This window comes from Shewanella baltica, assembly GCF_900456975.1.
GTDB classification, from domain to species: Bacteria; Pseudomonadota; Gammaproteobacteria; order Enterobacterales; family Shewanellaceae; genus Shewanella; species Shewanella baltica.
Map to the genome: position 1 here is coordinate 1,569,903 of NZ_UGYM01000002.1, position 21,031 is coordinate 1,590,933.

14 protein-coding genes and 7 tRNA genes are annotated in these 21,031 nt (G+C 45.8%); 13 read left to right on the forward strand and 8 right to left on the reverse strand.

Annotated elements, in window-relative coordinates; all coding sequences use genetic code 11:
* Nucleotides 1-20 precede the first annotated feature (20 nt).
* From dnaX to DYH48_RS07070, 5 genes are all read left to right on the forward strand, one after another.
* A complete protein-coding gene (dnaX, locus tag DYH48_RS07050; RefSeq protein WP_115334383.1) occupies nt 21-3,434 on the forward strand; it encodes a DNA polymerase III subunit gamma/tau in 3,414 nt (1,137 codons plus the stop codon).
* A 223-nt stretch (nt 3,435-3,657) separates the two neighbouring features.
* A complete protein-coding gene (locus tag DYH48_RS07055; protein WP_006082082.1) occupies nt 3,658-3,987 on the forward strand; it encodes a YbaB/EbfC family nucleoid-associated protein in 330 nt (109 codons plus the stop codon).
* A gap of 12 nt (nt 3,988-3,999) precedes the next feature.
* A complete protein-coding gene (gene recR, locus DYH48_RS07060; protein WP_006082081.1) occupies nt 4,000-4,599 on the forward strand; it encodes a recombination mediator RecR in 600 nt (199 codons plus the stop codon).
* 460 nt (nt 4,600-5,059) lie between these two features.
* On the forward strand, nt 5,060-5,551 hold the full coding sequence (locus DYH48_RS07065) for a GNAT family N-acetyltransferase (protein ID WP_012089490.1): 492 nt from the start codon (nt 5,060-5,062) through the stop codon (nt 5,549-5,551).
* Nucleotides 5,552-5,796: 245 nt separating this feature from the next.
* Complete coding sequence (locus DYH48_RS07070; RefSeq protein WP_006082079.1) at nt 5,797-6,210, forward strand: hypothetical protein; 414 nt, start codon at nt 5,797-5,799, stop codon at nt 6,208-6,210.
* A 184-nt stretch (nt 6,211-6,394) separates the two neighbouring features.
* Here DYH48_RS07070 and DYH48_RS07075 read toward each other — a convergent pair.
* The 6 genes from DYH48_RS07075 to DYH48_RS07100 all read right to left on the reverse strand — a co-directional run bounded on the left by DYH48_RS07075 (nt 6,395) and on the right by DYH48_RS07100 (nt 7,182).
* A tRNA-Met gene (locus DYH48_RS07075) sits at nt 6,395-6,471 on the reverse strand.
* Between the two features lie 47 nt (nt 6,472-6,518).
* Nucleotides 6,519-6,595: transfer RNA gene (locus tag DYH48_RS07080), tRNA-Met, on the reverse strand.
* A 47-nt stretch (nt 6,596-6,642) separates the two neighbouring features.
* A tRNA-Met gene (locus DYH48_RS07085) sits at nt 6,643-6,719 on the reverse strand.
* Nucleotides 6,720-6,766: 47 nt separating this feature from the next.
* Nucleotides 6,767-6,843 (reverse strand) — tRNA-Met (locus DYH48_RS07090).
* 144 nt (nt 6,844-6,987) lie between these two features.
* Nucleotides 6,988-7,064: transfer RNA gene (locus DYH48_RS07095), tRNA-Met, on the reverse strand.
* 41 nt (nt 7,065-7,105) lie between these two features.
* A tRNA-Met gene (locus tag DYH48_RS07100) sits at nt 7,106-7,182 on the reverse strand.
* Nucleotides 7,183-7,439: 257 nt separating this feature from the next.
* Here DYH48_RS07100 and rlmKL point away from each other — a divergent pair.
* From rlmKL to rmf, 5 genes are all read left to right on the forward strand, one after another.
* On the forward strand, nt 7,440-9,569 hold the full coding sequence (gene rlmKL / locus DYH48_RS07105) for a bifunctional 23S rRNA (guanine(2069)-N(7))-methyltransferase RlmK/23S rRNA (guanine(2445)-N(2))-methyltransferase RlmL (protein WP_115334384.1): 2,130 nt from the start codon (nt 7,440-7,442) through the stop codon (nt 9,567-9,569).
* Nucleotides 9,562-9,816, forward strand: a complete 255-nt coding sequence (locus DYH48_RS07110) for a glutaredoxin family protein (RefSeq protein WP_012089488.1) — start codon at nt 9,562-9,564, stop codon at nt 9,814-9,816. Before rlmKL ends, DYH48_RS07110 begins: the two co-directional genes overlap by 8 nt.
* Before the next feature lies 1 nt (nt 9,817).
* Nucleotides 9,818-11,743 carry an ABC transporter ATP-binding protein gene (locus tag DYH48_RS07115; protein WP_012089487.1) on the forward strand — a complete coding sequence of 642 codons (1,926 nt, stop codon included), beginning with the start codon at nt 9,818-9,820 and terminating at the stop codon, nt 11,741-11,743.
* A 28-nt stretch (nt 11,744-11,771) separates the two neighbouring features.
* Nucleotides 11,772-13,598: a DUF3466 family protein gene (locus DYH48_RS07120; RefSeq protein ID WP_012089486.1), complete on the forward strand. Its 1,827-nt coding sequence runs from the start codon at nt 11,772-11,774 to the stop codon at nt 13,596-13,598.
* A 187-nt stretch (nt 13,599-13,785) separates the two neighbouring features.
* Entirely contained in the window at nt 13,786-13,962 is a 177-nt protein-coding gene (gene rmf, locus DYH48_RS07125; RefSeq protein ID WP_006082074.1) for a ribosome modulation factor, read from the forward strand.
* 123 nt (nt 13,963-14,085) lie between these two features.
* Here rmf and fabA read toward each other — a convergent pair whose 3' ends face one another.
* Both fabA and DYH48_RS07135 read right to left on the reverse strand, forming a co-directional pair.
* A complete protein-coding gene (gene fabA / locus DYH48_RS07130) occupies nt 14,086-14,601 on the reverse strand; it encodes a bifunctional 3-hydroxydecanoyl-ACP dehydratase/trans-2-decenoyl-ACP isomerase (RefSeq protein ID WP_115334385.1) in 516 nt (171 codons plus the stop codon).
* 74 nt (nt 14,602-14,675) lie between these two features.
* Nucleotides 14,676-16,409 carry an AAA family ATPase gene (locus DYH48_RS07135; RefSeq protein ID WP_115334386.1) on the reverse strand — a complete coding sequence of 578 codons (1,734 nt, stop codon included), beginning with the start codon at nt 16,407-16,409 and terminating at the stop codon, nt 14,676-14,678.
* A gap of 221 nt (nt 16,410-16,630) precedes the next feature.
* On the opposite strand from DYH48_RS07135, the gene DYH48_RS07140 reads away from it, so the two are divergent.
* From DYH48_RS07140 to DYH48_RS07150, 3 genes are all read left to right on the forward strand, one after another.
* A tRNA-Ser gene (locus DYH48_RS07140) sits at nt 16,631-16,721 on the forward strand.
* 555 nt (nt 16,722-17,276) lie between these two features.
* Nucleotides 17,277-18,505 (forward strand): IS3 family transposase gene (locus tag DYH48_RS07145; RefSeq protein WP_115334387.1). Its coding sequence is split into 2 segments (ribosomal slippage): nt 17,277-17,628 and nt 17,628-18,505, totalling 1,230 coding nucleotides; the frame shifts between segments, so codons are not numbered across the junction.
* Between the two features lie 428 nt (nt 18,506-18,933).
* Nucleotides 18,934-20,931 (forward strand): methyl-accepting chemotaxis protein, encoded by a 1,998-nt coding sequence (locus DYH48_RS07150; protein WP_115334388.1) that lies wholly within the window; start codon nt 18,934-18,936, stop codon nt 20,929-20,931.
* The last annotated feature ends 100 nt before the right edge of the window (nt 20,932-21,031 follow it).

Consider the following 21,031-nt stretch of genomic DNA (forward strand, 5'->3'; position numbering starts at 1 on the left):
CCTTGGGATAGTTTGATGGCATGTCAAATCATGACATGTTATCTTTCAAAGTTCTCGGGGCGCATGCTCCCGCTCTTGTATCACATACTCTGGGGAGTTCCATGTCATATCAGGTGTTAGCCAGAAAATGGCGCCCTGCCACATTTGATCAAATGGTTGGCCAAAGCCATGTTTTGCATGCCTTGACCAATGCGTTAAGCCAGCAGCGCTTACATCATGCTTACCTGTTTACGGGAACGCGCGGTGTCGGTAAAACCAGCTTGGCGCGACTCTTTGCCAAAGGCTTAAATTGCGAACAAGGCGTGACAGCCACTCCCTGTGGTGTTTGCGGTAGCTGTGTGGAAATCGCCCAAGGCCGTTTTGTCGATTTAATTGAAGTCGATGCCGCGTCCCGCACTAAGGTCGATGACACCCGTGAGCTGTTAGACAATGTGCAGTATCGTCCGACCCGTGGCCGTTTTAAGGTTTATCTCATCGACGAAGTGCATATGCTGTCGCGCAGCAGTTTTAACGCACTGCTAAAAACCTTAGAAGAACCCCCCGAGCACGTTAAATTTCTTCTGGCGACAACCGACCCACAGAAACTGCCCGTGACTGTGTTATCCCGTTGTTTGCAGTTCAATTTAAAAAGTCTGACCCAAGGCGAAATTGGCACTCAGCTCAATCATATCTTGACCCAAGAGCAGTTTCCCTTTGATGCTGAAGCCATAAAGCTTCTTGCCAAAGCCGCCAACGGCAGTATGCGTGATGCCTTGAGTTTGACCGATCAAGCGATCGCCTTTGGTGGCGGCAATGTGATGCTCACTCAAGTGCAAACTATGCTTGGCAGTATTGATGAGCAGCATGTGGTTGCCTTGCTTAAAGCCTTAACCGATGCCGATATTGGCGTGTTAATGCACACCTGTGCCCAAGTGCTGGCGTACGGCGCCGATGCCCAAGAAGTGCTGCGCAGTTTGCTTGAGCTGTTACATCAAATTACTTTGACTCAATTTGCCCCAGTTTGCGCGCAGCAATCTTTATATAGCGCGCAAATTCGCGCCTTTGCTGAGCAGCTGACGCCGGAGCAAGTGCAGCTTTATTATCAGATTTTATTAACGGGCCGCAAAGATTTACCCCATGCACCAGATCCTAAATCGGGTCTTGAGATGGCGCTGTTACGGGCTGTTGCCTTTGTGCCAGAAAAGCCGGTAAAGCGCTGGCAGCCTGATGCGGTCGCTGAGATCCGTTTACCCGAAGGGCAAACGCCCGTTGCGGCAACTGCTGCAGCGCAAGCTCCCCATGCAAATGAACAACAGTGTGCAGAAACTCATACTGCTGCACCGCATACCACTGAAAAAGTGCTTGCTGAAAAAAAAACAGCATTAATTGAGCAAGCAAGCGCTAACCAGCAAGTTGAAACCGCGCAAGCGGTCGCCGTTACAACGGCTGAAGCGTCAATTGAGCCAGCAGATGCTGTAGAGCAGGCGCTTGATGCTGAGCTCGAAGCGGATGCGGCATTAATTGCCGAACAGGCGGTGATTTTAAGTCAGGCTCAGAGTCAGGGATTTAACGCTGACAGCTTAAACGCTGACACAGTTAATGCTGAGGTAGAGCCTCAAACTCAAACAGTATCAACCGCTCAAGCGCCTTCTATACACATTTCTGAACCCGTTGCTGACATTGAAGCATCGGTTGCCAGTCTTGATGCTCATAATAGTGAAGTTCCTGAATTAATTGGGGCAACTGCCGAGTCGAGTATTGTTAATCCAGCTGCGGCTGAAATGGTTGTTGATTCAACACCTGCTGATAACAACAGCGCAGCTGAGAACACACTGGATAACAATCCCACCGCTAACAACACGCTTGAGCAAAAGGGGCTTGATGAACATCGCCCCTATGGAACTGAAGCCGAGCATTCATATCCAGCGATGGAAGCTTATGCCCAAGAGTCAGCACCGCTCGATTCCTATCAAGATGCTTATGTTGAATTCTCTTCCGGCTCTTACAATGATGACGATTTTCATCACAGCTTTGAGTCTCATGCTGTGCCTGATGATGTTCAACACTCAGCTAATGTTCAACACTCAGATAGTGTTCAACATTCTGCTGATGTTCAAAGCGCAGCAAGTATTCAAAGTGCTTTAGGCATGCAAGGCTCTGTTGATAGTCAGTCAGCTGCAATGGCTCAAGTGTCTCCTCAGACACTAACTCCAATTTCAATTCCAACACTAGCCTCCGCATCCTTAGCCGATGATGATATTCTCTCGGCTGTGTTGGCTGCGCGAGATTCACTGTTATCGGATCTCGACGCCTTAAGTGTTAAGGACGGTGATGAAAAAAAGTCGTCACTGGACTCAAAGTTAAAGACACCAAACAGTAAAGCCAATGGGATCAGTTTATCAAAACCTGCCAGTAAAAGTGATGCAAGTAAGACAAGTGCGTCATTCTCTGCCGATCCCGCCGCTGATTTAGATCCCGATTTAACAATAGATTTCGATGATGATTTTGACTTAGATCTTGAGCCAATTGCTCTGCATCAATCAGTGCCTTCGGCTGCAAGCGCATCAGGTTCTGTCCCTGCTGAACCAGTCAAACCGGCAACATATGATCGTCCACCTTGGGAGGCTGCGCCAGAAGTAGCGTCAACAGCTGAGCTTATCGAAACGACTCAGGTTGATAGCGGCAATACTAATATCGCTGATGCTGTGATGGCTCAAGGCTCTGATATAAATGATGACTCTGCCAGCAGTTGCCAAGGATCTTTAGAGACTAGCAACACTGCCAATGACGGACAGAATAATGCGGCATATGGCAATGACTCCCGGAGTGCTGAGCAGGATTCAGGTTCGAAGTCACAAGCGCTTCAAACTCAAGCAAGGCATCAAGATAAAGTGCAAGCTACCGCATTAACGCCGGCTAGCACGACTGCACTGACTCAGACGGCTAGCGCTGTTGAGCGCACGCAGGAGAGGGAAGTCGCGCTTAGTACACTTCCGATCAGCGGTCATCCATTAGATTTGCATTGGTACAAGTTGATGGCGAGCTTAGAGATCGGCGGGCGAGTACGGCAACTGGCGGTTAATTCCGTTTGCCAAACCCAGAGCGATCCTTTGCCGCTGCTGCTTAAGCCAAATCAGAAACATCTTGCGGCCGATGTCGCCATAGTACAGCTTGAGCAAGCCTTAAGTGCTGCGCTTGGGAACCCAAGACGGGTACAAGTGGTCATAGGAATCGATGCGCAGCGGGAAACGCCTTTAGAGTTACGTAAACGTTTCCACCAAGAGTTGCTGCAACAGGCGCATCAATCACTGATCCATGATGACAATGTGCAATGGTTGATCCAACGTATGGGCGCCGAACTCGATGCCGACAGTTTAGTGTATCCGCCCGAGTTGTTGAATTTACGCAGTCAGCAAATACAAGCGTTACCTGAGTTAACTGAGGCGGCGAGTTAACCATTATTGACGAGCCCTTGGGTAAAATGTTCGTCGTTAATTTGTAACCTTGTGGTTTAAATTTGAGCTTGAAGTGCATATTTATAGTGATGCTGCTGAGAAACTCGGCATCGAGATCATAAGTTTATTAACAAGATAACGGCATTGATTGCCAATCCCATTTATTTAAGTAAGATTAGCCGCGTTAATGCTTGCGACTAACCCTAATAGAAGAGAAAAGACTATGTTTGGAAAAGGCGGTATGGGCAATCTGATGAAACAGGCCCAGATGATGCAAGAAAAAATGGCCAAAGTGCAGGAAGAAATCGCCCGTATGGAAATGGTGGGTGAATCTGGTGCAGGTTTGGTGAAAGTCACCATGACTGGCGCGCACACAGTGCGTAAAGTTGAAATCGACCCAAGCCTGATGGAAGACGACAAAGAAATGCTGGAAGATTTGATTGCTGCGGCTTGTAATGACGCTGCCCGTCGAATCGAAGAAAACCAAAAAACTAAAATGGCCGAAGTCACTGGTGGTATGCAATTACCTCCAGGCATGAAAATGCCATTTTAATTGAGATAGCCGATGAAATTTAGTCCACTGTTAGATGAGTTAATTCAGTCCCTGCGTTGTTTACCTGGGGTTGGGCCTAAATCGGCGCAACGTATGGCGTTTCAGTTACTCGAGCGCGACAGAAAAGCAGGGCTTAAATTAGCCAGTGCGCTGTCCAGTGCGATGAGTGACGTCGGTCATTGCCAGTCTTGCCGAACCTACACTGAAGAAACCCTCTGTCCGATTTGTGCTAGCCATAAACGCGGTACGTCTTCCACCATTTGTGTGGTGGAAACGCCGGCCGATGTGTTAGCCATTGAGGCGGGTGGACATTTCACCGGTCGCTACTTTGTTCTTTTAGGTCATTTATCGCCACTCGATGGTGTTGGGCCAGAAGAGCTAGGTTTAGCGTTACTCGAGCGCCACTTGGCTTCGGGTGATGTGGCCGAGTTGATTTTAGCGACCAATCCGACGGTAGAAGGCGAGGCAACAGCGCATTTTATTGCTGATATGGCCAGACGCCATAAGGTGATGATCAGTCGCATCGCCCACGGCGTGCCCGTTGGTGGCGAGCTTGAATATGTGGATAGCACGACGTTAGCCTTGTCATTCAATGGCCGTTTACCGCTTTAACAGAACACAGTGACTCAGTTTAGTTAGTGTAATGCGATTGATTATATTAGCTTAATTTAAATGCTGAACTGTTCGACTCGACTCAATTGTCGCGATATCCCTTAAACCCGCCAAGAACCTATCTTGAGCGGGTTTTTATTTGCCCAGTGTTTTAACCTAGATGTCGAGGCTGGGTTGTGGTGATAGGGCCGTGGAGATAGCGCTGTGCTTCAATCCTCATTTCAATTGATATCTACCCATATAAAAACTAGGTTTATCAATAGTTTTTTAAATTTCATACTTGTCTTATGCGAGCTTCATCCGTAAAGTCGGTTTGATAAGAAGCGGGCTAAGTTGCGATTTACCACAGTGTTCGTGCCTTTGTGCCTAAGCTAATTCGTGGATTTAGATCTGTGTGCTTAGCTCTGTGTACGTTGAACCGGACAGGTATTTTTTATTAGAAAACCATGGAGGGGACTCATTGGAAAAGATTACGATTAGGCATGCAGAGAAGCGTGACGCCGCAGCCATTCAAGCCGTATATGCCTGCCCAAATGCCTATACTGGTACCTTACAACTCCCTTGGCCATCGACCGATAAATGGGAGTCACGCCTTGCGGCAACATCGAATCATATTAGTCGCTATGTCGCAGAGATTGACGGTGAAATTGTCGGCGAGTTGGGTTTTGAGGTGTATGAGCAACCCCGTCGTAGGCATGTTGCCTCCTTTGGAATGGGGGTAAAAGACAGCTACCAAGGCCGCGGTGTTGGTAGCGCCTTGATTAACGTTATGCTTGAGCTTACCGATAAATGGATGAATATAAAACGAATTGAATTAACGGTTTATACCGACAATCATGCCGCCATTGGTCTATATAAAAAGTTTGGTTTTGTAATGGAAGGTGAGTCGAAGGATTTTGCCTTTAGAAATGGTGAGTTTGTCAGTGTGTATCATATGGCGCGGATAAAATAGCATGCTGGTCTTGGCACTATTTTAACGGTTGCTTAAGGCATTTACTTTAAGAATGGACTCTAAGCGCTCATTCCAAGTCCTAACTTTAAGTCATAACTATATGATCTGACGCTAAGTGCTCAATCTAAGAACTTACTTCAAGTGCTCACTTCACAAACCGAGGTCTGGGATAGCATTAAGCGCTCATTTTCAGAGCTCGCTTTAGGTGCTAAGTGTGTGTCTATCTCAACTTTTAAGGATAAAAAATGGGACTCATTTTATTGCCACTACTGATACTTTGGTTGGGTGTCGGTATTTATGCCATTCGTATCGGCTATCAAGTCTTGGCAGGGACATCTCAATTAAGCTATACACTCAGCGTTTGTGCGATCGCTATGGTGGCATTACTGCTTTATCTCTATTTCGGTTTCGCTCAATTTAAGGAAAATAAAGCGTTGTGGGCGTTCGAAATTCCGATGTTTTTTGCTGCGAATAAGCTCGCTTTTGGCGTCATGATCCTTGGTCTTTTGCTGCACTGGTTCGGTCAAGGTGTTCTCACTTCCGCTTATTTGAAACCTCTACCTTTCATCATGATTTTCACCGTTTCCTTTGGTGCTATGGCAGGAGTCATATTGTCCGACACCTTCATGGCGAAATTTGAAATCCAAAAAACGCATTGATGTCAGCTAATCAGGTTAAATTTTTAGTTCGAATGCTGTTGCTGAAGTGGATTTGAACTGACGATCTTCGATCGCTATTTATAGAGAGTTGAGTCCGACGAGGGAGAATTTTGATCTGGTAAGGATTTTAAAGAAGGTTATTACTGATTTTAGATACAAAAAAACCAGCATATGCTGGTTAAATTGGTTGCGGGAGCCGGATTTGAACCGACGACCTTCGGGTTATGAGCCCGACGAGCTACCATACTGCTCCATCCCGCGTCCGATTGTTGCTATTAATAACTGTTTAAATTCTGTCATCTAAGAATTGGTTGCGGGAGCCGGATTTGAACCGACGACCTTCGGGTTATGAGCCCGACGAGCTACCATACTGCTCCATCCCGCGTCCGATTAATGCTGTTAATAACTGTTTGAATTCTGTCATCTAAGAATTGGTTGCGGGAGCCGGATTTGAACCGACGACCTTCGGGTTATGAGCCCGACGAGCTACCATACTGCTCCATCCCGCGTCCGATTGTTGCTGTTAATAACTGTTTTAATTCTGTCATTTAAGAATTGGTTGCGGGAGCCGGATTTGAACCGACGACCTTCGGGTTATGAGCCCGACGAGCTACCATACTGCTCCATCCCGCGTCCGATTGTTGCTATGAATAACTATTTTAATTCTGTCATTTAAGAATTTCTGCCGAAGCCGGATTTGAACCGACGACCTTCGCCTGTTGTTTATAATGAGTCGAGCCCGATGAGCTGTTTCTCGTTATAAACACATATAGAAAGTGGTTGCGGGAGCCGGATTTGAACCGACGACCTTCGGGTTATGAGCCCGACGAGCTACCATGCTGCTCCATCCCGCGTCCGATATCTATCTGTTTTACTTTACTATTTTGCTTTAAATTGGTTGCGGGAGCAGGATTTGAACCTACGACCTTCGGGTTATGAGCCCGACGAGCTACCATGCTGCTCCATCCCGCGTCCGTCTTCAAAGCGGGGCAGACTATAACGGCAGTGCCCTTGCAATGCAAGGACGAAGATTGAAAAAGGTGGTGAACGCTTAAATATAAAGCGGGATGGGCGGCATTCATACGATTTACGTATAAGTTGGGGATTTTTCGTCGATTCTCTTAGGCCAAGACAGTGACTAAATAGGGCTTTGGCTAATAACTGTTTATCTTTTATGTATCCGAGCAGGTATAATGTCGCTTTGATTTTGACTGCGTACTGATTATCCCATGCTTAATTTTTTTGCCGCCGCCCCTAAGGGCTTTGAATATAGCTTAGCCCAAGAGCTGACAGAATTTGGTGCGACTGAAGTAAAAGAGAGTGTTGCTGGTGTGTATTTCACGGCCTCTTTAGCTTTAGCGTATCGCATCACTTTATGGACACGTTTAGCCAGCCGCATTGTGTTGGTTATCTATAAAGGAAGCTGCGAGTCGGCAGAACAACTCTATAATGCAGCCTATTGTGTCGATTGGCCGGCACACTTTTCCAATAAAAGTACTTTTAGTATCGATTTCCATGGTACGGGTGGTTTTCTTAATAATACCCAGTTTGGCGCCTTGAAGATTAAGGATGCGATTGTCGATCGTTTCCGTGACGATGATATTGAGCGTCCGAATGTATCTCGCGTTGATGCTGAATTTAAAGTCGATGCGCATTTCCGTAATGGCGTGATCACGATTGCGATGAACTTCTCGGGTCCATCGCTTCATCAACGTGGCTATCGTTCGACCACAGGTGAAGCGCCATTGAAGGAAAACTTAGCCGCTAACATGCTCGTACGCAGTGGCTGGCAAGCGGCGCCTTCAACCTTGCTCGATCCTTTCTGTGGTAGCGGTACAGTGCTGATTGAAGCGGCGTTAATGGCAGCCGATATTGCCCCTGGTCTGCAACGTAGCCGTTTTGGTTTTGAACATTGGCGTCGCCATGATAAAGCCGTGTGGCAAGAAATCGTTGAAGAAGCGAAAGCGCGTGCTTCATTAGGCGTGAAACGTTGCGAGATTAAATTCTACGGTTCTGATATCGATTCGCGCTTAGTCGCGTTAGCGAAACGTAATGCCGAAAATGCCGGTGTACTGGAGTTAATCGAGTTTAAAGTTGCGGATGCTTTAACGATAACGCCGCCTGCGGAAAGTGGCTATTTGATCACGAACCCACCTTATGGTGAGCGTTTAGGCAATGTGTCTGAGTTATTGCAGCTTTACTATCAGCTGGGCGACAAGTTTAAGAAAGAGTTTGGCGGCTGGAAAGTGGCCATGCTGTGTAGTGATATCGAACTGGTGTCATCGCTAAAGCTTAAAGCCGATAAACAGATGAAGATGTTTAACGGCGCACTTGAATGTGCTTTTAACATCTATACCTTACATGCCAACAGTACTCGCCGTGATACGCCAGAGCTACCAGATGGCGTCGACATTGCTGATATTGCCCCAGCTTTTGCTAACCGCATTAAGAAGAATACAAAGTTATTAGAGAAATGGGCGAAGAAAGAAGGCATCGACAGCTATCGTATTTACGATGCCGACATTCCTGAATATAACGTCGCAGTAGATAAGTATTTAGATTACGTGATTATTCAAGAGTATATGGCGCCAGCGACCATACCTGAAGCCGTGACTAAGCGCCGTTTAAGCGATGTGTTATTAGCACTGCCATCGGCCATTGGCATCAATCCTAACAAGATGATCATGAAGACCCGTGAGCGTCAAAAGGGCACGAGTCAATATCAAAAGCTGGATGAGCGTAAGTTAGAGCTTATTACCACCGAATATGGTGCTAAGTTCAAGTTGAACTTAACCGGTTATTTGGATACTGGTTTGTTCCTCGATCACAGATTGACACGTCGTTTAGTCGGTCAAAAGTCTAAAGGTCGTCGCGTACTAAACTTGTTCTCTTACACAGGTTCTGCTTCTGTACACGCAGCGCTTGGCGGTGCTAAGTCGGTAACGACAGTTGATATGTCTAATACCTATATCGCTTGGGCGAAGGACAACTTTGCGCTCAATGGCCTGCAAGGTAAGCAGTATGAGTTTGTTCAATCTGACTGCATGCAGTGGATTAGGGATTGTAATGAACAGTACGATCTGATTTTTATCGATCCGCCGACCTTCTCAAACTCTAAGCGCATGGAAGATTCGTTTGATGTGCAACGGGATCATGTGAATTTACTGTCATCCTTAGTGAAACTGCTCAGCCCAACGGGCGAGCTAGTGTTCTCTAACAATAAACGTAAGTTTAAGATGGACATAGAGACGCTGACAAAGATGAACATTAATGTGACAAACATTGATGACGTGACTTTACCTATGGACTACAAACGTAATCCACATATCCATAACACCTGGCTTATCACCCATGCCTGAGTTGACTCAAGCAGAGGGGGATAACAGGACTTATCTGCTATATCACACCGATGGCTGCCATCTGTGTGAACTGGCCGCGGCGTTACTGGACGCGGCCGATATTGGCTATCGAGCCATAGATATATGTGACGATGAATACCTCGCGCAGCGTTATGGCGTATCGATTCCAGTGCTTAAAGCCTGGGATGATAGGGAATTACATTGGCCATTTAACGCAACGCAATTACAAGAGTTTACAGGAGCTTAGTTTGAGTCTGGTTCGTATCAATAGTGGCTCTTTAGCCTATGGTTACACTCCGTTGTTACAAAAAGCGGATTTTACTATTCAACGCGGCGAGCGCGTGTGTATTGTTGGCCGTAACGGTGCCGGCAAGTCGAGTTTATTAAAAGTGTTATCCGGCGATGTGCTGCTGGATGAAGGCGAGTTCAACATTGCCGGTAATGTGAGTGTTAGTCGTTTACAGCAAGATCCGCCAAAAGCTGAGCAAGGCACGGTATACGCGTATATCGCGGCAGGATTAAAGGAAGTGGGTGAGGCGCTTGAGCGTTATCATCAACTGTCCCACGATGTCGCCCATGCCGATCCAGAGCAAATGGATCGTATGTTAAATGAGATGCAAGGTCTGCAAGAAACCTTAGATCACTACAATGGTTGGCAGCTAGATTCTCGCATTCAACAAAACTGCGAGTTGTTAGGCCTCGACCCTGACAAATCGTTGAGCGAGTTATCCGGTGGTTGGCAGCGTAAAGTGGCGTTAGCCAGAGCACTGGTCAGCGAGCCAGATCTGTTGTTACTCGATGAGCCTACCAACCATTTAGACATAGACACGATTGAATGGCTTGAAAAGTTTTTACTTGATTATCAAGGTGCTATCGTCTTTATCAGTCACGATAGGGGCTTTATTGCCCGTATGGCGACGCGGATTGTCGATTTAGACCGTGGTGTTGTGACCTCATGGCCGGGCAACTATCAAATGTATCTTGATGGTAAGCAAGAATGGCTGCGCGTTGAAGCTGAGAAAAATGCCTTGTTTGACAAGCGTCTCGCCGATGAAGAAGTGTGGATCCGTCAAGGCGTTAAAGCCAGACGTACCCGTAATGAAGGCAGAGTGCGCGCACTTAAAGCGCTACGTGATGAGCGCAGTGAACGTTTGAATCGTCAAGGCAACGCTAAGATGGCGGTATCGGATACCGAACGTTCTGGTAAGTTAGTATTTGATGTTCAAGATCTTAACTTCAATCTGCCCGATAAAAATCTGGTTAAGAACTTCAATACCACAGTGATCCGCGGTGACCGCATTGCGCTGATTGGCCCGAACGGCTGTGGTAAATCGACCTTGATCAAACTATTAATCGAGAAGCTGCAACCGCAATCGGGCGAAATTAAAGTCGGCACTAAGCTCGAAATTGCTTATTTCGACCAATATCGCGAAGCCTTAGATCCTGAGCAAACGGTTGAAGATAACGTTGGTGAAGGTAAAAAGACCATCACGATTAATGGTCAAGACCGCCACATATTAAGTTATTTGCAAGACTTCTTGTTCTCGCCTATGCGCGCCAGAACGCCAGTAAAAGCGCTGTCGGGTGGTGAAAAAAACCGTCTGTTACTGGCTAAGCTCTTAATTCGCCCTGCAAACTTAATCATACTCGACGAACCGACCAACGATCTTGATATTGAGACCCTAGAATTGTTAGAGTCGCTGCTAACCGAATATCAAGGCACACTTTTGTTGGTGAGCCATGATAGGGCATTTATCGATAATACCGTCACCAGTAGTTGGTGGTATGCGGGTAATGGCCATTGGAGCGAGTATGTTGGTGGTTATCAAGACGCAGTGAATCAGGGGGCAAAGTTTTATTCAGAGGAACCTAGTTCGCAAAAAGCGGTCGAAGCTCCAGCGGTTGAAACTAAAGCCGTTGAAATTAAGGCTGCAGAACCTGCGAAAGCGGTAAAAAAACTGTCGTATAAGTTACAGCGTGAGTTAGAGTCGTTACCCACTGTGATGGAGCAATTAGAGGCCGATATTCTTGCATTGCAGACCACCATTGGACATTCAGACTTTTATAGTCAGGCGCAGGATAAAGTCAATCAGGTATTGAGCCAGTTGGCGGATAAAGAAAAGCAATTGGAAGTTTGCTTCGAGCGATGGGAAGAGCTTGAGTCACTGAAGTAAACCAATAATAAAAATGGGAATAGAATTAATGAAGTTACAGTTGGATAAAGCCCTTTCCTTGGTTGCCTTAGGTGTCCTTGGTGTATTAAACAGTGCCCATGCTGCACCTGTCTATGAAATCGTTAATATCGATAGTTATGATCTGCAAGGTACGCTTGAAGGTACTCGTAACGGCTATGCTCTAGGCGTGAATGCCAATGATCAGTTAGTCGGTATCTCAAAGGGTAAGAAAAAGCTCAGTAGTTCAGATGTCGAAGGTGGCGTCATTGATGTTGCTGATGGTATCGCACCGGAAGAAACCATTACGTATTCGATAGAAAAAGCCATCATTGCCAATAACTTTGCCTTTGTTGCCGCGCAAAATGGTGCCGCGGGAGCCTGGTTACCGACATTCGACAGCATTAATGGTACTACACTCCCAAGTGATACTGCTGTGATTAACTCTGTTGATACCTTTTATTACGGTATTAACGATGCAGGTATCAAAGTGGGTAGCATGACTGCGCCTGAAAAGAAAACAGAGAATACAGCAACTACTGATGTCGCTGATGATTATTGGTATTACCGCGACTATGAATATCGCGGTGTGGCCAAGTCCGGTGACACAGAGATCCCGCTCCCCCCTCCTTATACGCAATATGTTAAAGATGATAAAACGGTTGAGTTGGGCGGATGGTCTGCTGCAACCTCTATTAATAACAATAACTTAGCTGCAGGTTATGCCAGCACAGCTATCAGTAAATATGGTAGTGATAGAGTTAATTATTGTTTAGGTACGGATAATACCTTGCCGTTGGATATTTGTGTGCAACGTGAGCAATACCCAAATAGTACAGGTACACGTAATATTCAGTATCAAACTCGTGCCTATGTATGGCAAATCGATAATGATACGGCTACAGGAACAGAGTTGCCTTTAGGATTAACGCCTGCGACTGACAATACCTTGACCTTTACCGCTCAAGCACTTGGCTTGAATAACAATGGTGTCGTTGTTGGTCGTTCGCATGTTTATCGTAATAACAACACTGATAAGCTGCGTCAAGATGCAGCTTATTGGTCTAAAGATACTGAAGGTAAATACCAATACCACTGGATCCCTATGGGTGATTCGATTTCAAGCTCTATCGCCTATGATATTAACGACAGTGGGATTCTTGTTGGTAGCTATCGCAGCTATATCCAAGGTTACTTACGTGATAAATTTTTCGTCTTTGATACCAATACCCCGGAAGTTGCCTATGTGACCCCGAATGATTTTGCTTCAACGACAACGGATCTTTCGAGTAAGCCAAAAGATATTAACAATAAAGGTCAAGTTGTTGGTTATATTGAGACAACATACGATAAAGAGAAGCCACGTCCTAAAGCGGGTTTCCTATATGAAAAATCAACCGGTGAGTTTAACAATCTTAATAAGTTGTTGACCTGTGAGTCTAAGGGTTATGAAAAAGCCAGTGATGGTAGCTGGGCACGTCATCAAGTCGAAGTTCAAGATGGCTCGGGTAAAATCCTTCAATATAACGCCGATATTTTAGTGGTTGAAGGTTCGAGTATTAATGAAGATGGCACTATTGTAGGGACGGCGTTTATCCGTAAACCTTCTTATCAATTTGATAAAGATGGCAACATAGTGATTGGTGAAAATGGTTTACCTTTATTTGAGTTGAGTGGCAGTGGCGATCCAGTGACTGCCTATATCCCGCGTATGGTCGTGCTTAAACCTGCTAGCAGTGGTGAGGCTTGTACTGTTGAGGATAATACCGATACGGGTAATTTTGAGCGTTCTGGTGCTGCAACCTTAGCTTGGTTATTTGCTTTACCATTAGTGTGGTTCCGTCGTCGAATTCGCTAAGTTTTAAGCTTGAATTCAGACTAAAAAAATCGAGGCTAAATGCCTCGATTTTTTTTCGCTAGGATCTCAATAGTTTAATAAATAGTCAGTATAATAGCCGATTTTTTGATTGATCTTGGCGTCAAAAAGCACTATTTCTATGGGTGAAGCTTTTGCTTCTATTTTATGTAGAACAGAGGACGCTTGCATGAAAAGACAAAAACGAGATCGTTTAGACAGAGCTTTTTCAAAAGGATTCCAAGCTGGTGTGGGTGGGCGCTCTAAGGAGCTCTGTCCTTATGCAAATCTTGATTCGCGATCGCAGTGGTTAGGCGGTTGGCGTGAAGGTGTGGATGGCCGAGTTAATGGGCTATTTAATAAATAATTGAGTTTTAACTCATTAATTAAATAGTCCAGAACAAGCAAAGTAATGCAGCATATTGCCCTCAGATGAGGGCATTTTTATATCTGCAGTACTTATAGCTTCAGTGTCTTGGAGTCAGACGGATTAGAATGTTGAGGTATCGCTAAAGACACCAACTTTAAGATCGGTTGCACTGTAGATTTGACGGCCATCCACTTCAAGGATTGCATCGGCAATACCCATCACCAATTTACGGTGAATAGTACGCTTGATATTGAGTTTGTAAGTAACTTTCTTCACGCCTGGTAATACCTGGCCGGTAAACTTCACTTCACCTACACCCAGTGCACGTCCTTTACCTTCAGCGCCTTCCCAGCCTAAATAGAAGCCCACGAGTTGCCACATGGCATCTAGGCCTAAACAGCCTGGCATTACTGGATCGGTAATGAAGTGGCAGTCAAAAAACCACAAGTCTGGATTAATATCGAGTTCAGCGACAATTTCACCTTTGCCAAACTCGCCGCCATTACCATTGATAGTGACGATTCTATCCATCATCAGCATGTTATCGACAGGCAGACGAGGTGAATTTGGACCAAATAATTTCCCATGGCCACAGGCGATGAGTTCTTCTTTATTGAAACTGTTTGCTTTATTCATTGTTTTACTACTCCAGCAATAAGAGCCGCCAAGGTTAGCGAACACGTGTAAGCTAAACAACTCCGATCAGCTAATTAGCGGCGAAAAAATCCCAATTTTGCGAGTAATCTCGTGATTAGGCCGATTTCCTCCTCCCCATTTCCCGCGAGCTTGTCTAATCGTTCCTGAACTAGACCATATAACGAATAATGTGGGAAATCATTATCTTCATCGGCAACACCCGCTGGCATTTGCATTAATAGCTCAACCGCCTGGTCCATATGCTCTATGGCATAGATGTGAAACAGGCCTTTGCCTACAGCTGTAATCACTTTGGGATTGAGATTAAGCTGTAATACGTTTGACTTCGGCATAATAACGCCTTGTTCTCCCGTAAGTCCGCGACGTTCACACAGATTAAAAAAGCCTTCAATCTTCTCGTTGATGCCGCCAATCGCTTGCACATTACCAAATTGATCCAATGCGCCGGTAATCGCCAGTGATTGAATAATGGGTTGTTCGGCAATCGCTGACATCAAACAGCAGTACTCTGCGAGTGATGCACTATCGCCATCAATTTCTTGATAAGACTGTTCGAAAACGATATTGGCATTCAGGTGTAATGGCGCATCTCGTCCAAAGATACGGTACAAACAGGCTGAAAGGATCATCATGCCTTTGGCATGTATATTCCCGCCAAGTTCAGATTTTCTTTCAATATCGGCTACTTCACCATCACCGTAGTGAACAGATGCCGTGATACGCGCTGGTTCACCATAGCTATAATCAATAGCATCAATCACAGTTAAGCCATTGATCTGGCCAACCATAGCACCCGAAGTTGGCAGATTTATGAAATTGTCATCGAAGCTTTGGCCTGAATATTCTTCCGAACTGTTATGCCGATAGTTGGCTTGGGTTAACGCGTGCTCAATACTGCTTGCATTGATGCTTGGTTTACCACGGTAGGCTTTTGCTTGCACCATGAGTTGGGCAAACTCGAGCATAGACAAACTGAGACGACGTTGATGTTCGGTTAACCGTGCACTATAACGAAAGAGTGGCGCTAAACTGGATTGTTCAAGCGTGACATCCACGCTTTGGGCAACCGCTTGCAGCCATGTGACGTATTGTGACTCTTTATAACGCACCAAGTCGATTTCGCTGGCGAGTTCTGCTAGTAGTGTAAAGTGACGTTGAAATTGCCAATCCTCTGTTCTGACTTGGCTATAAATCATCCCAGCACCAACGAGGACAATCTTACAGTTCAGTGGAATAGGACTTAGGCTGCTGCTAATTTGATATTCTTTATGGGTAAGGATTTGCATCACTAATTCCCATAAACCTTCACGTTTCCACAGTGACTCGGCGCAAATGAATACATAATGGCATTGGGCTAGGGCGCCAGCTTTATACTGACTCGTTGTCCCAGTTTGCACCATACGACCAACTAAATCAGCGCGGCGAATATTACCACTCAGGTAGCAATAGTGAGTTGTTTTCTCGGCAATACTTCCTTGATTTTCCAGTGGCTTATCGGACTGCCACTGAAATGTTACCGCCTTATCAATCGGACGTGTCGCCACTAAATACGCAGGGGACAAAGGTGCAAGGTTATCGATACAGGCTTTGATCATTAACTGGCGGTCAATGCTCGGGAAATCGGCCAGATACAAGTGTTGATCGACAATAGCTTGGTGGAGTTTAAACGCGTCCACAGTGCGCTCTTGCCCTAAGAGCAATGCGCTTAGATTGGCAGCCGTTTCGGAAAGGGTTGGCAGGCTAAATTCAGGTGCGAGTGAAGACGTGGGTATCAAGAGTGAATTCATATAAGCATTTACCGTGAAAAGTTACAGTGATTTTACCATACCAAGACGACAAGTCTCTCACTGTATAGGTGTTTTTACGTCTGTTTGCCCGATTATTCGTTGAAACTAGCGATGTATTTGCCGTAAAAAACATCGTGGTGAACATAAGTTGAGCATTTGGCTCAATAATTAAAAATTGAGGTTTACAAGCTAGCGGTATGCTTATATTATTTTCGGCGTTCGGAGGGGTGGCAGAGTGGTTTAATGCACCGGTCTTGAAAACCGGCGTGGGTTTATAGCCCACCCAGGGTTCAAATCCCTGCTCCTCCGCCATATTTAGTCAAAATGCCGCTAAGCAATTAGCGGCATTTTGCATTTATACAATTTGAACCCTTGGGTTCCTGATTTGAAGCGCAGCTCCTGCGCCATATTCACGAGAAAGGCCATCAGCAATGATGGCCTTTTTTGTTTGTATAATTTAAACCAAGGTTCCTCATTCTAAGCTCAGCTCCTCCGCCATATTTAGTCAAAAGGCAGCTAAGCAATTAGTGGTATTTTGCATTTATACAGTTTGAACCCTTGGGTTCCTGATTTTAAGCGCAGCTCCTGCGCGATATTCACGAGAAAGGCCATCAGCAATGATGGTCTTTTTTGTTTGTATAATTTGAACCAAGGTTACTCATTCTAAGCTCAGCTCCTCCGTCATATTTAGTCAAACGGCCGCTAAGCAATCAGCGGCTTTTTGCATTTATGCAGTTTGAACCCTTGGGTTCTTGATTTGAGGCGCAGCTCATCCGTCATATTCACTAGAAAGGCCATCAGCAATGATGGCCTTTTTTGTTTGTATTGTCCCGTCCTGAAATACGTTGACATAAAGAGGACTTCTTTATGACAACATCAAGTAACTCAAGCCGTAAGCGTACTCAACGCGATTACACCTTAGCCTTTAAATTAGGTGTTGTTGAACGTTTTGAAAAAGGCGAAATGACTTACAAGCAAGCGCAGACTCGTTTTGGCATTCAGGGTAAAACAACAGTACTCGTCTGGCTGAGAAAGCATGGTAAACTCGATTGGTCGAAACTCTTTCAGCATCCCCTTATGCCTCATTCAAAAGAAACTCCAGCCGAAACTATCAAGCGCCTTGAGCGTGAGTTAGCCGAAGCGAAACTGCGTAACCAAATTCTCAATGGTATGGTCGATATCATGGACAATGAATACGGAGCCGGCCTCAGAAAAAAGTACTTATCCGGTATCTCAGGCAAGCCAAAACCCAAAGCAAAATAAACCTTGCCGTTGCGTGTCGCGCTGTCGGTATTTCACGGCAAGGTATTTATCAGGCTGTCGCTCGAATGGCGAGCCGAAGCGCTGAGCTATCGGTCATCAAAGACTGGGTCCAATATTGGCGTAACTATATGCCACGATTGGGGACGCGTAAGCTCTATACTTTGATACAGCCTAAGCTGGTTGAACATGATATCAAACTCGGGCGAGACGGGTTCTTTACCTACTTGAGAAGTGAAGGCTTGCTAGTTAAGTCCAAGAGAAGCTTCACAAAAACGACATTCAGCAAGCATTGGATGAAGAAACATCCAAACCTGCTGAAGGAAGAGGGACTACACGATGCCGAGCATGTACTGGTCAGCGATATTACCTATCTCGAATCAGACCAAGGCGTGCACTATTTGTCACTGGTGACCGATGCCGCGACACGTAAGATAGTCGGTCATCACTTGAGTTCGGACATGAAAGCAGAAAGCGTAGTGAAAGCACTGAAAATGGCGGTCAAAGATAAGCGCTATAGCGCTAATACGGTCCATCACTCAGACCGAGGTTCGCAATACTGCTCAGCTGTTTATCAAGATGAACTGCAGGCCAACCATATTCAGCCGTCGATGACAGACGGTTATGATTGCTATCAAAATGCGTTAGCAGAACGAGTAAACGGGATCCTGAAGCAGGAGTTTTTACTCTACCGGTGTAAAACGCTGGAAGAGCTGAAGAGACTTGTTAGAGAATCGATAGCGATATACAACGAAATGAGACCGCACCTGAGTTTGGATATGGAAACACCCAATCAGGTGCATAATAGAAAAGGCCAGCTACTGGAGCTGGCCTAGAAACTGTCAACCTATCTTAGGACGGGACATATGATTAGAACCAAGGTTCCTCATTCTAAGCTCAGCTCCTTTGCCATATTCAGTCAAAAAAGCTGCTAATTATTTGCAGTTTAACACCTTGAATAATGATTCGAGGCACGGCTCCTCCGCGATATTCACGATAAAGGGCATTAGCAATGATGGCCTTTTTGGTTTGTATAATTTGAACCAAGGTTGCTTATTCTAAGTTCTGCTTCAGGAAGGAGAGATTGTCTTTTATGTCCGATTTTCTTGTTTATGGTCTACACTCATCTCAGTGACCAAGTTTATGGTTTTTATGGTCTTTAAAATTTGCACTAGGATGGTGCGACGTATGATTCTCGATTGCCTAGGATCATACGGCCGAGCAATTCTCCCATCTGGGTGACTTATTTTTAGTAGAGAAAGCTATGTTGTTACCAACACGTATTTCGCAGCGGCTCACTATGGGCAGCATAGTGCTGCTTTTACTGACCGGACTTGCCGTTTTTGGTGTGATGTCACTTAGGGGGCAACCTCGAGTAGTGGCGGCGAGTCAAGAGTTAATCGAGCAAACCGGTAGCAGTATCGTGAGGCAACTCGCGCTCAAGCTTGCAAGTATTGAGGGCATTACCTTAAGCCTTGCACACCTCGCAGAAGTGTTGCCCCACGAGCAAGCTCTTTACCTTAATTCCTTACCCAATCTAATTGATAACAATGGCGATCTCACTATCGCTGGCGGCGGGATCTGGCCTGAGCCGGATAAATTTGTCGCTGGAAGCACCCGCCATAGTTTTTTCTGGGCCCGTGGTAGCGATAATTTGCTGGCTTATTCAGATGACTATAATGCGCAATCTGGCCCTGGGTATCACAATGATCCTTGGTATACAGGGGCACGCACAAGTTCTGTATCTCAGTGTTTATGGTCTGAAGCCTATCAGGATACCGTTACGAAAGTGGCTATGGTGACATGCAGTGTGCCATATCGTCTCACGGGGACATTTGCCGGGGTCGCAACAATAGATTTGAAACTTGATGATTTAGCAAAATTTCTAACAGAACATGGCAATGTAACTGACGGCTATGCTTTTGCTTTAGATCAAGCGGGTAATATCTTACATTTTCCTGAAGCGAATAAGTCCGACACTATGCTGCGCTTCACGGATCTCGTCGGGCAGTTACCTTGGCTTGCCCCCGTGGAAGCTGCGCTTAAACAAACCTCAATTAATAACGTTATTTCAGTGAGTTTAGATAAGGATGAAAGACTCAATCAGGCGAGCGAAGTAAGCCTTTTTGTGATGCCTGATACCGGATGGGTGATTGGTCTTGTGACGCCAAAGACCCGAGTCACAGGGCTTGCCCGTGAGTTGACCTTTGATATTTTGTTGTTTTTATTGCCCTTGCTCGCCATTTTACTTTATTTGGCTTGGTTGTCGGGTAAAAAACTGTTGGCGCAACTTGAGGAAACCACAGATCAAATTGCTTCCCTTGGGAGCGGTAATTTGGGCGCCAATGTCGAGCTGCAAATTCAGCGGGATGATGAAATTGGCGCTTTGCGTCGAGCAGTAAATACCTATGCGGGTACACTGAGGGCAATGTTAGATTTGATCACCCAAGAGGCGAAGAAAGTTCAGTTTGAGGCAACGCAATTAAGTGGTCTCAGTCATAGGTTAGCCCAACGTGCTGAACAACAGCGGCTTGAGAGTGCGCAACTCGCCGCGGCGATAACACAAATGTCTTCAAGCGCGATGGAAGTGGCAAATAACACTAATGATTGTGCTGCAACAGCGCAATCTTCTTTAATTGTGGTGCGAGAAGGGCAAACCCGAGTGGCATCCAGCAATGCTTCCATTGAGGCATTAGCGGGGGAAATCGCCAATGCAACCAAGGTGATATCCCAGTTGGCTCAAGATAGCCAGAAAGTGGGCGCCGTATTAGATGTGATCAAGGCGATTTCTGAGCAAACTAATCTATTAGCGTTAAATGCGGCTATAGAAGCAGCAAGGGCGGGGGATCAGGGTCGTGGTTTTGCGGTTGTAGCCGATGAAGTACGGACTCTTGCGGGGCGAACTCAAGATTCCGCCAATGAAATCAGTACCATGATTAACGCTTTGCAATCGGCTTCGCGGCTTGCGGTACAAGCGATGCAAACAGGTGAGTCCCGCACTGTCCACGCAGTTGCTGAGGCTGAGGGAGCGGCCAGTTCTTTATCGAGTACTGTACAAAGTTTCGATGATATTTCGCAGCGAGCTCAGCAAATTGCTTTAGCCGCTCAGCAACAAAGCCAAGTGACTCAGGAGATCAATGAGTTGGCGGTGCGGATTAATAGCATCAGTGAAGATAACTCTCTCGATGCGACCGCGCTCGATGCGTTAAGCCTTGAGATGCAAAAATTATCCGACCGTTTAATCAATATCAATCGAGCTTAATCCTAATATCCTAATAAATAGTGGGTCACCCTGAAGTGGCGCTTCAACCGGCAAGGGACTCAAAGATAAGTTAAAGAATGCGATATTTTTAAGCGGATTG